General features: G+C 49.4%; 13 protein-coding genes and 1 pseudogene. 6 read left to right on the top strand and 8 right to left on the bottom strand.

Annotation, left to right across the window (positions count from 1 at the left end; genetic code table 11):
• Nucleotides 1-25 precede the first annotated feature (25 nt).
• From GM30_RS07230 to GM30_RS07210, 5 genes are read right to left on the bottom strand one after another with little or no spacing between them, the layout of a single operon-like run.
• Complete coding sequence (locus tag GM30_RS07230) at nt 26-1,159, bottom strand: esterase-like activity of phytase family protein (RefSeq protein WP_080993397.1); 1,134 nt, start codon at nt 1,157-1,159, stop codon at nt 26-28.
• A gap of 17 nt (nt 1,160-1,176) precedes the next feature.
• Nucleotides 1,177-2,091, bottom strand: a complete 915-nt coding sequence (locus GM30_RS07225; RefSeq protein ID WP_049848058.1) for a carbohydrate kinase family protein — start codon at nt 2,089-2,091, stop codon at nt 1,177-1,179.
• Between the two features lie 5 nt (nt 2,092-2,096).
• Nucleotides 2,097-3,149, bottom strand: a complete 1,053-nt coding sequence (locus GM30_RS07220) for an SIS domain-containing protein (protein ID WP_080993395.1) — start codon at nt 3,147-3,149, stop codon at nt 2,097-2,099.
• A gap of 18 nt (nt 3,150-3,167) precedes the next feature.
• A complete protein-coding gene (locus GM30_RS07215; protein ID WP_049848056.1) occupies nt 3,168-4,223 on the bottom strand; it encodes an ADP-ribosylglycohydrolase family protein in 1,056 nt (351 codons plus the stop codon).
• Nucleotides 4,224-4,235: 12 nt separating this feature from the next.
• The gene (locus GM30_RS07210; RefSeq protein WP_155483938.1) at nt 4,236-5,000 is read right to left on the bottom strand and encodes a GntR family transcriptional regulator; all 765 of its coding nucleotides are present in this window, start codon (nt 4,998-5,000) and stop codon (nt 4,236-4,238) included.
• 460 nt (nt 5,001-5,460) lie between these two features.
• Between GM30_RS07210 and GM30_RS07205 the strand changes: the two genes are divergently transcribed.
• Both GM30_RS07205 and GM30_RS07200 read left to right on the top strand, forming a co-directional pair.
• Complete coding sequence (locus tag GM30_RS07205; RefSeq protein WP_338011771.1) at nt 5,461-6,183, top strand: oligogalacturonate-specific porin KdgM family protein; 723 nt, start codon at nt 5,461-5,463, stop codon at nt 6,181-6,183.
• 64 nt (nt 6,184-6,247) lie between these two features.
• Complete coding sequence (locus GM30_RS07200) at nt 6,248-7,582, top strand: MFS transporter (protein WP_049848084.1); 1,335 nt, start codon at nt 6,248-6,250, stop codon at nt 7,580-7,582.
• A 103-nt stretch (nt 7,583-7,685) separates the two neighbouring features.
• Here the strand turns inward: GM30_RS07200 and GM30_RS07195 are convergent.
• The 3 genes and pseudogenes from GM30_RS07195 to GM30_RS07185 form a co-directional block, all read right to left on the bottom strand.
• Nucleotides 7,686-8,890: pseudogene (locus GM30_RS07195) on the bottom strand (Y-family DNA polymerase).
• Nucleotides 8,890-9,309, bottom strand: a complete 420-nt coding sequence (gene umuD, locus GM30_RS07190; protein ID WP_049848055.1) for a translesion error-prone DNA polymerase V autoproteolytic subunit — start codon at nt 9,307-9,309, stop codon at nt 8,890-8,892. The pseudogene GM30_RS07195 and the gene umuD overlap by 1 nt, the downstream one beginning before the upstream one ends.
• A 134-nt stretch (nt 9,310-9,443) precedes the next feature.
• Nucleotides 9,444-10,328, bottom strand: a complete 885-nt coding sequence (locus GM30_RS07185; RefSeq protein WP_049848054.1) for an SDR family oxidoreductase — start codon at nt 10,326-10,328, stop codon at nt 9,444-9,446.
• Nucleotides 10,329-10,618: 290 nt separating this feature from the next.
• Between GM30_RS07185 and GM30_RS07180 the strand changes: the two genes are divergently transcribed.
• The 4 genes from GM30_RS07180 to GM30_RS07165 all read left to right on the top strand — a co-directional run bounded on the left by GM30_RS07180 (nt 10,619) and on the right by GM30_RS07165 (nt 12,176).
• The gene (locus GM30_RS07180) at nt 10,619-10,804 is read left to right on the top strand and encodes a con-10 family general stress protein (protein ID WP_049848083.1); all 186 of its coding nucleotides are present in this window, start codon (nt 10,619-10,621) and stop codon (nt 10,802-10,804) included.
• Nucleotides 10,805-10,901: 97 nt separating this feature from the next.
• On the top strand, nt 10,902-11,402 hold the full coding sequence (locus GM30_RS07175) for a YciE/YciF ferroxidase family protein (protein WP_049848053.1): 501 nt from the start codon (nt 10,902-10,904) through the stop codon (nt 11,400-11,402).
• A gap of 29 nt (nt 11,403-11,431) precedes the next feature.
• Nucleotides 11,432-11,644 carry a hypothetical protein gene (locus GM30_RS07170; protein WP_049848052.1) on the top strand — a complete coding sequence of 71 codons (213 nt, stop codon included), beginning with the start codon at nt 11,432-11,434 and terminating at the stop codon, nt 11,642-11,644.
• A 25-nt stretch (nt 11,645-11,669) separates the two neighbouring features.
• Nucleotides 11,670-12,176: a ferritin-like domain-containing protein gene (locus GM30_RS07165; RefSeq protein WP_049848051.1), complete on the top strand. Its 507-nt coding sequence runs from the start codon at nt 11,670-11,672 to the stop codon at nt 12,174-12,176.
• The last annotated feature ends 26 nt before the right edge of the window (nt 12,177-12,202 follow it).

The raw sequence follows: 12,202 nt of genomic DNA, 5'->3' as shown, positions 1-12,202 counted from the left end.
TCCCCTCCGGTACCGATCATCACGGTTAGTTCAACACACCGTTGTCATCCACAAAAACAAAGAACTTATTGGCCTGATACGGCTGGAAATTATTGTCAGACACAAAAAGCAGCGACTTTTTTCCGTTGATCAGCGGACCAAAGGTCATGGCTTCAATACAGTCAGGCGCTTTGGTGTAATCGTTAAAATCGATCAGCATTTTTTTGCTGACGGGTTGCAGGAGGTTCTTTTTCTCAATGGCGTTGAGACTCTTCTCGCCTTTAATGTTTGAGGCCTGACTGACATCGGCCAGATACGTTTTGATCGTGAAATCAAAATCGTTAAACCCTTCACTGGCGTTACGCCCGGCACGCTCGGTAATCAGCAGTTTGTCATCAGAAATCGCCAGCATTTCGGCGAGGCCATTGTCGTTGACGCCGTGTTTCGTCACCTGCGGAATAGGGTCAACGTTATAGATAAATTCACCCACCAGTTCGCCGACGCTACCATCCGATTGCACGGTATATTTCAGAATACGCACGGGTGAAGAACTGACGGTAGTACTGATATTACCATCCTGTTTCAGGGCGCTTTCTGCGGCGATATAAACAAATTTGCCGCTGGGCGTCACCGTGCTGCTTTCAAACGTCAGGCCGTTGCGTAACCCCTCAGGCGCTTTTTTCAAATCGCCGCCCGCGTTGTACCAGGCTGGCACTTTATCGGCGTAATCCTTTATTAATTTGCCGTCCAGCGAAGAGAGGCGGAGTGGGCTGCCCAGTTCGGATGTCCAGAGCAGGTTTTTCTTATCCGGCGTCAGCGCCAGGCTTTCACCATCCACTTCCTGGGTTTTGAAAGAGAGACCTTGCTCATCGGTTAACTCTTTCATACTCAGGATATCAACACGATTAATCCCTTTATCGTTGACATCTATTTTAAGCGTATAAAAACGGGCAACGCCTTCAGCAGGCGTATTGCGGGCATCGGAAATGCTGTAATAGACATTCTTTTGTTGATCCCATGCAATACCGGACAGCCCGCCAAATTTCACCTGCTGAAACGTCGTGTCTGTCGGGATCGAATATTCATTCAAAAAGCGCAGCCCTGAATCCGCCGCAAAACCATTCAGCGCTGAAAAGCCGACAGCCAGCGCAATGAGCTTAGATAACCGAAGCGTAGTCATATTAACCCCCAAAAGTATTATTGGTATTTCTCTTTAAAATTATTGATATCGTTTACCGTCGATAATTTTCCGCGCGCGCCGAAGTGCGAAATATTGATAGCGGCAGCCGCGCTGGCGAAACTCAATGCATCAGCAAGATCGGTGTTATTCAGGTAGCAGTAAATAAAGGCACCGTTAAAGGTATCCCCCGCACCGGTCGTATCCACCACCGGGATCTGATACCCCGGATGACTGGCAAATTTTTCGCGATTGCAGGCCATCACGCCACCGCCGCCGCAGGTCACCACCAGCGCATCCAAATCATGTTTACGCACTAACTGTTCCAGCGTTTCGCGTTCCGGTTCCTGCTGCAGGCTGGTTCTGAAGCCTTCTTTATTAAAAATCGCCACATCGCACAGCGACAAAATTTCATGGATGTGTTGTTGACTGTCGGGAAGATGTGACTCGATATCTACGACAATCTTTGTTTCTTTTTCTTTGGCGTATCGGGAAATGGCGCGGAATTTATCGAGACGTCCGGGCATGATATAGACCACCCGGCTATCGCTGATTGCTTCCTGAGCCTGAACCATACTCGTTTCCGTTTCGTCATTCGGCGCATACACCAGAGCCTTTTCTCCTGAGTCATCCAGAAAGATCACCGCCATGTTGGCGTCGATACCGGACTTGCGTTGCACAAAACGGATATCAACATGATTTCTGACAAAGTCATCCACAATGCTTTGCCCGAAATAGTCATTGCCTGCGGTGGACAACGACGCTACCCGTAATCCCAGTTTTCCCATCACGCAGGCCGTATTGGCTACGGTTCCACCAATTAGCTCTGCCACTTTTTTCCCGACAACTTTGTCATCGTTACCAGGTAAGCGGGGGACACGAAAAACAAGATCAACGGTTCCACTGCCGACCGCTACAACATCGAACGTTTTCATTGAGTTCACTCCGTAACGCGTTTTCCCCCACATGAAAGAAACATCTCTGTGGCCGAAATAATTAAACTGAATATAAAAAGCATGGCGTAATAACGACAGTCTCCATTCCCCGAGAAAGTACGACTGCTTCCGCTAAACATCAGACTTAATAAGCCGTTATCGACATGCACTACTGTCGCGTTATTTTTCATCAGCTTTTGTCTGATGTGATACGCAAGGACGCCCTGCGTTGCTGTACAATCAAAAATAATAATAAGGTCATTGTCAGAGGCCTGATTCAGGCGCAACGCGTGCTCATATTCCTCCAGTGGAAATACCTGGCTTGCGAGCTGCGGACCACACCAGAGCAGGTTCGAAAACAGGGTCGCTAATCCCAGATTTCCGCCGCTCCCCAGCAGCGTAATGCGCCGTGAAAACAGATGCAGCAATAGCTCGTCTCCCAACGCCAGCCGCGACAGCACGGGAGCGTACATGGCGTACAGACGAAGGTGTTGCAATTGCAACCCGTGTTTTTTCTCATACGCCGGGTGCAGCACACAGGCCAGCGCATCGAGAAACAGCGCCATCGCCAGCGTACTTTGTGTTGGCATTCCTTTTTTACTTGCCTGAGTGAACACGCATTTTTGCGCCAGAATGGCGAACCGGCTTTCATTGTTGTTGGTGATTCCCAGCACCTGCGCCTGCGAATGCTGCGCCTTCGTCAGGACATCCAGAACAGGCGACACTCTGCCGCTCGCGCTGAGTACAATGACCAGCCATGCGCTATCAAGATAATCCGTTTTTTCGCTAACAAATTCATAGGACTGAATGGCGCGCGCGGGTAATAATGTAATATTGTTAAGCACTGCGGCATAAAGCAGCGCCAGCGCATAAGAATCACCTGAGCCAATTAAAAGTATCTGACGAATCTTTTGCACATCAATATGTTCAGCAATATTTTTCCGCGCCGAATTAAGATCATGATATTTAATAAAACTCATGATTTCATTTACTTCTTTGCGTGTTTCAGACAGCGGCATGATGGCTGAACTCATGTCCTGCATTTCAGCTCTGTTCATCGCGAATAAACCTCTTAATCAGCAGAGGGCGCTTAATTCCCTTGCAATACGCTCAACATCAAAATCTTTTTTATTCACCTGATAGAAAAATTGATATTTATCGAGCGGCAGGGCAGAGAAACCCTTATACGCCCCTGCCATTGCCCCGGCCATCGTGCCAATGCTGTCCGTATCGTTGCCGGCATTCGCTGCGGCATAAATCGTCTGCCACGGATCGCCCTGACAGAATGCGAATATGGCGATAGCGGAAGGAACGGATTCATGGGCATTCACAGAGTTACCGACATAGCCTTCCAGTTCGCGAAGGAAGGTCTCCAGTGTGTTGTTATTTTGGGCGATATTCAGCGCCAGCCGTAATCGATGTTCAATTTTAGGCCCGGCCACGACCCTGGCGCGTTCTGCTGCGAGTTGTTCACCGTACAGCGCGCCATTGAGGGTAGAAGCGAGAATTGAATCCACGGTGGCATCCGCCGTCATGGCCGTCGCGACGCCCGCTGCGATAGCGCAGGCGCTGGCAATGGCGATATTCGTATCATGCGACGGCAGGCAGGTCGCAAAGGCCAGTTCGCAGGCTTTTTCCCATTCGCCTGGGTAGACCAGACCCGCAGGCGCGACGCGCATTGCAGCGCCATTGGTTGTGCCAACGTTAGGTGCCTGGCGAGCAGAAGTCCCAATGCGACCAATCGTATTGGTGGGCTTTCCCTCTTTCAGCGCTTTCACCACCTGTTCGGTCGTGGGACCTTTATAATTCGCGTAAGGCTGCATGTCGGCCCAGCGGAGCAGGCACTTTGTCCAGGCCCGGGTATCAAACGCCGCTTTACCGGTTTCGATTAATCCTTCGGCAAAAACATACATTTGACTGGCATCATCGGTAATCAGCCCGCAAACACCTTCCAGCGAACCGGCGAAGGTGTCTTTTGGCGGAGTGTGAAACGCATCAATGAAGCCATCGAAGCGAGATTTGATTTCATCAATAGTATACAGCTCAGTCGACGCGCCCAGCGCATCTCCCATCCCCCCACAGGCCAGCGCACCCAACACCTTGTTATAATAATCTGCTCTACTCTGAGCCATTTAATGTCCCCTTTAATATTCAAATGTGTCCTTACTCACCTTAATCTGGTAAACGTAACGACTGGTTGGATAAACCATTTCCACGTGTTCAACCGGGACCCGCTCGCTGGAATAGGTAATACGTGAGCTGGTCAGCACCACTTCATCCGCCGCGATTTCCAGGTGTTGTCTCTCTGAGGCTGAAGGAAGCCGGGCACCTATCGATTCATAAGCTTCAACCATTTCAATGCCATATTTCTGCTCTAACAGATCGTAGAGTGATCCCACTTTTTCCAGCTCTTGCTGGGTGATCTCTTGCCCCGGTTTGAGTTTGACGTATGAGGTCTGGATCCCCATCGGGGTGGTATCCGAAAACCTGATCCGTTTGATTTTCAGGATACTCTGCGTCGACAGCGGTATCTGAAGGTTGGTACGGATGAGCTCGCTAACCGGAACATGGTTGAACTCAAGAACCATCTGCCCGGGCTTGCCGCCATTACGTTTAATGTCATCACTGAAGCTGTAGAGCAGATGCGAATCGTGGCTGCGTGGCGGCAGAACATAGGTGCCTTGTTTTGCTGCGCTGTGCAGGTAGCCTCGCTGCTTCAGATGCGCAATGGCTTTCCTCACTGTGATGCGATTGACACCAAAGGTCTCCGCCAGTTCACGCTCGGAAGGGATGACAAAGTCAGCCATCCATTGCCCTGAAACGATCTTCTCAATCATTATTTCAATGATTTGCTTGTACTTTCTGGAGCCATCTAAGCTCAAACTCTCATTCGTTTTATCTGTTTTCATGATCAGTTCGCCATCTGGTGTACACCAAGAATTACTCTTTGGATGAAACTCTAACAATATTCGCTGTGAAAAAATGCAATATTGGTCACAAAGTATATTTACTATTCCTTATAATTCAAATGGATGAAAATTTAAATCACAGAAGTCAAGTTATTTATTTAGACGAAGATCACAAATGGATAAAAACAGGCTTTTGGTGTACACCAGATATTTGTTAGGTTGAATTCAGAAACACCGCCGTTCTCAATTAAGTATTATGAGAAATAAAAAATAGCAAAAGTCAGTGGACGAGGAGATATCACTACCAGGCTATGACCAGGAATTAATATCACTTTATTAAGATTTAATAACACAAGAATGATGATAGTGCTTCTTTTGGCAGATGTTGTTATGTCCGGAATAAAGCAGGGCGTTGCATGGCTATTCGGGGACATTACATAATAAATAAAGGACATATATGATGAACATGAGAAAATTATATTTCTTATCTTCAGTTCTGCTTGCGGCTTCCGCAGCGCAGGCGGAAATGCCTCATGGCTACCTTAACTGGCAAAACGAATTTTATGAGAAAACAGGTGCATATAATGACCGCGTTCAAATGGGTATGTTTTTCCAGAATGGGTTGGGGTTTATCGGTGAACTGAGATACAACACCAAAGAAGGTAAAGCAAACAGTTGGGATCCGTCTTCATTTAACAGTAACGGCCAGGGGTTCTCGGTACTGTACCGTTTTAACCCGCTGGAAGATAAAAAATTCTGGCTGGAACCGATGTTCTGGCTTGATTCCAGCGAGTACTGGAGCACCTATGAGTACGGTGTAACGGCAGGGTATAACTTCAGCAAAGTATGGCGTGCATCGCTGCGTTACCGCTATGACATGGATAAGGCCACTGCCAAGTCACAATCCTACGGCAACGAAGATCGTAACAACCAGCGCTGGGACCTGTGGGTAGATTACCGGCCGGAAGGCACCAACTTCCAGTATCAGCTTAATGCGATTTATTACGATAACGAATACTTAACCTGGCGTAACGGCAATCAGAACTACCGTTTAACCATGCGTGTGGGATATCAGTGGGGAGCCTGGTTCCCGTATGCCAGTATTTCTGACGAAAAAGGGCCTGATAAAACATCCAGCAACCGCCAGGTACTTTACCGTGTTGGTTTAACATATTCCTTCTGAAACAGCTAAATCAGAAAGAAAAGTGGGTACCTTTCGTACCCACTTTATTGCCACCGAGGTTTTCATGAAACTTACTGTGCGGGAAAAAATCGGATTTGGTGCCGGTGACATGGCAATATCTATTGTCATGATGTCAATGCAATTGATAGTCGCCTATTTCTATACCGATATTTTTAAACTGAAGGCAGCCGATGTTGGGATATTATTACTGACGGTAAGAATACTTGACGCCATTGTTGATCCGTTAATTGGACTGATTACGGATAAAACGCATAGTCGTTGGGGACGTTATCGCCCATACCTGTTAATTTTCGCAATCCCTTTTGGTATCACTATTCTTCTGATGTTCATTACACCGGACTTCAGCTATCTCGGTAAATTGATTTGGGCTTATGTCACTTATATTCTGCTGACGCTGGCGTACACCTTTATCGCGATCCCTTATGTTTCCATCATTGGCGTGATCACTGATGACAGCCGTGAAAGATTAAGCGCGAATACCTATCGCTTTGTCATGACGAAGATAGGCATGTTCCTCGTGTCGATCATTGTGCCTGTCGCCGCGGTAAAACTGGGGCAGGGTAATCTGGCAACAGGGTATCAGATTGCGATGGGGTCGATGGGCGCACTTGGAACATTACTGTGTTTTTACTGTTTCTTCAGCATCAAAGAACGGATCACGCACGAGCCAAGCCGCATTCCACTGCTTCAGCAGTTTCGCTCCTTACTGAAAAACGATCAGTGGGTCATTCTCGGTATTGTCATTCTGATCATTATGCTGGGCGGGTCGGTACGAAGCGCCGTTGCCGCCTACTATGCGAAATATTTTCTTAACGGCGGGGATGCACTGATCCCTTACTTTCTCACTACCGGCGTTGTGGCGTCTGTTCTTTCCATGCTGGGCGCCAACTTTGCGGCCAAACGGATGAACAAACTGACCATGTTCCGTGTTTCGCAAGCCGCGACATTTATCTTCAGTGCAGCCATGTTTGTCCTGGTCGACAGCCATTCAGTCATGTTGGCCTTTACGTTCTACTTCATTATTACCTTCCTTGCGGATATGCAACTACCGGTATATTGGGCTTCTATTGCTGAAGCGGTGGACTATGGAGAGGTGAAAAACAAGGAAAGAGTTTCAGGACTGGCATTCGGCGGGATCCTTTTCTTCCAGAAACTGGGGATGGGGTTAGCCGGCGGGCTGGTTGGGTTTATCCTCAGCTATGCAAACTACACTCCAGACAGCGTTCAGCCGCCCAGCTCATTAATGGCTATCTCATTGATGATGACGCTGATCCCTGGAGTATTCCACCTGCTGGTTTCATGGATAATGCGAAAATTCATTATCGATGATGATTACTACCAGAACATTCGCGAACAGCTGAGTACACCGTCTTCATAACATTACGGGTTCCATTCTGGTGTCTTTTCAGGTAGCTCGTTTGCCTGTTGTTTGTTGCTTTCATCCTTACCGTGCTGGCAAGCCATCTTATGCCAGCACTTTTTTATTTCACCCGTGGAAAACTGTCATAACGCGTGGTCCAGGCGGGAGAGAGCATCTCTCGCTTCATGGCCCACGGCTGCTGGATACCCTGTCCGGCAAACCAGATCGTTCCCCGGCCTGATTTATTCAGCGAGTCAATAACGCCCATCAATGCGGCACTGTTGGCCTGCGGCTGAACCACGTCAAACAGGTTCAGTTGCGCCACGCCCTGGCTGTAAAAATCGCTGAGCATCACGCCTGCCTTCATATAACGACAGCCGTTGCGCCAGATGCGGTTCAGGTTTTCTGTCGCGACGCGGATGATGTCCCGCGTGTCGTTGGTGGGGGTGTTTAAACGACCAGACGCCTGGTTGGCGTAGTACACCTCGTTTTCTGCATGGGGACTGGTGCGCATAAACAGGCTGATCATGCAGCAGAACTGCTTTTCTTCGCGCAGCTTTTCCGCCGCGCGCTCTGCGTAGGCACATACCGCCTGGTGCATCTCTTCATATTGTGTGATGCGGTGGCTGAACGAGCGGCTGTTGATGATCTGCTGTTTCGTGGGAGCAAACTCCTCCAGCCCCAGACAAGGCTCGCCGCGGAGCTCGCGCACGGTGCGTTCCAGTACCACATTAAAGTGCTTACGAATAACCCAGGTGGAGCAGTTCGCCAGATCCAGTGCGGTGTTAATGCCCATCAGNNCAGCTTCCGCTGCCGGTCGATGTTTGACAAATCCACCACGCCGCCGGTTTGCTGTGACCATCTTTTGGCGGCATAGTTTGCCAGTTTGGCGAGGGTCTTCGTCTGCGCAATGCCGACGCCGACGCTCAACCCGGTGTGCTTGTACACGGTGTCCCGTACCTGTCGACCAAAGGTCTCCAGACGGAGGCAGTTTTCAATGCCGGAGACATCCAGAAACGCTTCGTCGATAGAGTAGATTTCCATTGACGGCGCCATCGCATCCAGCGTTGTCATCACGCGATGGCTCATATCGGCGTACAGCTCATAGTTAGAGCTGAACACGCTGACGCCAAGGCGCTGCAGATCGTTTTTGAGCTTAAAGTAGGGTTGCCCCATTTTCAGACCAAGCACGCGGGCTTCCGCCGACAGGGAGATCAGGCAGCCGTCATTATTAGAGACTACTGCGATGGGCTTGCCTTTCAGATCCGGGCGAAAAACCCGCTCGCAGGAGGCGTAAAAGCTGTTCACATCCACCAGGGCAAACATCAGCGATTCGCCTTCAGCGTGAAAGTGACGACGCCAAAAATTTCCAGCGTCTCTTCATTATGAATAATGATGGGAGAGAACAGCGGGTTGCGCGGCATTAACTGGAGTCGCGGACGCGTGCATAGCTCTTTAACGGTGAATTCGCCTTCAACGGCGGCAATGACGATATCGCCATCCACGGCGGTGAGGGCGCGATCGACAATCAGCAGATCGCCGTCGTGGATCCCGGCGTCGATCATCGAATCGCCGCTGGCCCGCACGAAATAGGTGGCGGAAGGGTGTCTGATAACGAACTTGTTCAGATCAAAGTTGCGTTCTACATAATCCTGCGCGGGGCTCGGAAAGCCGCAGGGAACGCGCTCAAGGAAGAGCGGTAATGCGTTCATTTCCCCAGGTTCAGGCTGGCTGTGCGATCGCATAAGAGTACCTTTATTCTTTTTTACTGTGTTTATATACAGTATTGCGAATTAACGGTACGAATCAAGCGGCTTATTCGNAGGGGAAATTTAACTGGCTGGAAAAATCAACGGCAGGGAAACCCTGCCGTTATGGTTTACAGCGTGCCGGTCCCGCCGTCTGAGCACCAGACCTGCCCCGACGTATACGAACAGGCGTCAGATGCCAGGGTCACGTACAGGGGGGCGATTTCAACCGGTTGCCCCGGGCGTCCCAGCGGCGCGTCGGCGCCAAACTGCTGTACTTTTTCCTCAGGCTGGCCGCCGCTGGACTGCAACACGGTCCAGTAAGGGCCTGGTGCGACGGCGTTCACCCGTATACCTTTCGGCCCCAGCTGTTTGGCCAGCGCTTTGGTGAAGGCCACCAGACAGGCTTTGGTCTGCGCATAATCGAGAAGGATCGCACTCGGTTTAAATGCCTGCACGGAAGAGGTGTTGATAATCACCGCGTTGGCCTGCAGGTGCCGCAGCGCAGCTTTGGTGATCCAGAAGGGCGCATAGACGTTGGTTTTAAAGGTCGCGTCAAACGCGTCAGTCGTCAGATCTTCAATGGATTCACAGTACTGCTGACGACCTGCATTATTGACGAGGATATCCAGCCCGCCCAGTTCCTGTACCGCTTTCTCGACCAGAGCGCCACAGAAGGCCTCATCACGTATATCTCCCGGAATCGGGATGGCTTTGCCGCCTTCCGCCCTGATGAGTTCAATAACGGTCTCGGCATCGCTCTCTTCCTCAGGCAGATAGTTGATGGCAACGTCCGCGCCTTCACGGGCAAACGCGATAGCCACGGCACGACCTATCCCGGAATCCCCCCCGGTAATCAGCGCTTTTTTGCTGAGAAGCCGTCCTGAACCCTTGTAGCTGGTTTCCCCGTGATCGGGGATCGGTTTCATTTCTGATGCCAGCCCTGGTGGGGTTTGTGGCTGCTTTGGAAAGGGTGGACGGGGATAGTGCTGCGAGTGGTTTACGTTGTCACTCATAATTGGGCCTCCTTATCACATGAGTTTTAAGGATAGACGCTGTTGCGCTGTTCGTGGACTAAATCAGAATAATTAGAGACAAATCCTTAAAATAATTACAGCTCAGGGATTGAATGGCCTGTATATCGTTATTTTTAAGCTGGTATTTATATTTTGCCGCTTCGTTAATAGCAGGATGGGATGCGTTTTTATATTTGACTATACGGCAACAGAAGCTAGTGTTAAATATCCACGGCGATGATATGCAATGGCATGTCATTATTTGTTCAACGAAGCATAAAGGTAACGTTATGGCAGAGCATAGAGGTGGATCAGGTAATTTCGCAGAAGACCGTGAAAAGGCGTCTGAAGCAGGACGTAAAGGCGGACAGCACAGCGGCGGGAATTTTAAAAATGACCCTGAACGTGCTTCCGAAGCCGGGAAAAAAGGCGGCCAAAGCAGCCATGGTGGCGGCCGTAAATCTGACGATAAATAATTGTCGTCGTTAATGTTTCATTGCCATTATTAATGAAACAAGAATGCTGCGGGTCTACGGACTCGCAGTTCTCCGGGACAATACAGGAGTATACAGTATGAAACTTCAGAGCGTAGAAGATATTTTTATCCACCTGTTATCTGATACTTATAGCGCAGAAAAACAACTCACTCGTGCCCTGTCAAAACTGGCAAGGGAAGCATCCAGCGAACAGCTTAAAGCCGCGTTCAGCAGCCACCTGGAAGAGACTCAGGGGCAGATCGAACGTATCGATCAGCTCGTTGAGCAGGAAGCTAACGTGCGTATTAAACGCATGAAATGTATCGCGATGGAAGGGTTGATTGAAGAAGCCAATGAAGTCATTGAGTCCACGGAAAAAAATGAAGTGCGTGACGCTGCATTAATTGCCGCCGCGCAGAAAGTGGAACACTACGAAATTGCCGCTTACGGTACACTTTGTACCCTAGCGGAACAGCTCGGCTATAAAAAAGCCGTAAAACTTCTGGCTGAAACGCTGGAAGAAGAAAAAAGTGCTGACTTGAAACTCACCGATATCGCAGTAGGGAAAGTCAATCAGGGCGCGAAAAAAACGGCATAGTTGCGTTAACCCTTTAAAGGCTAACAGGAATGAGTCTTTCACCACGCATTATTAAACGATGCCATCTCGCAGCCGCTGTTACATGGTGCGCCCTTGCCATTCCATCTGTTATCTGGTGGAAAGACAGCGTGCTGTGGGTAATTATTATCAGCATCTATGCGAATATTGTTGGCCATTTGTCTGGTTATAGCGCAGCAAGGGCCGATCAGGCCGCTGAAGATGAAAATTCGAAATCAGAATAGCTGACGAATATTGCGAGGAGGAATCATGACGCACATAGAAAATTATCACGACTGGTTACGTGATGCGCATGCCATGGAAAAACAAGCGGAATCGATGCTTGAATCAATGGCAAAGCGGATAGAAAACTATCCGGATTTAAAAGCCAGAATTGAACAGCACCTTTTTGAAACAAAACGGCAGCTTACGGTTCTGGAAGGCATTATTGATCAGAACGGTATTACCCGCTCTGTCGTAAAAGATTCAATGAGTAAACTGGCGGCGCTGGGGCAGGCGGTTGGCGGTATGTTCCCGTCCGACGAAATCGTCAAAGGCGCCATTAGTGGGTACGTTTTTGAACAGTTCGAAATCGCCTGCTACACCTCGCTGTTGATCGCCGCTGAAAAGGCCGGTGATACGGCATCCCTACCGGCGATCCAGACCATCCTCGCGGAAGAACGCAACATGGCCGACTGGCTGCTGCAGCATCTTCCTGAAGTGACGGAACAATTTATTTTGCGCTCAGATGCCGATGGCGTTGAAGCCAAAAAATAAAGCGTCCGCATAAATTCAGGAGAGCA

The organism is Trabulsiella odontotermitis (assembly GCF_001188485.1).
Taxonomy (GTDB): Bacteria; Pseudomonadota; Gammaproteobacteria; order Enterobacterales; family Enterobacteriaceae; genus Trabulsiella; species Trabulsiella odontotermitis_A.
This window is presented reverse-complemented; position numbering and strand designations above follow the sequence as displayed.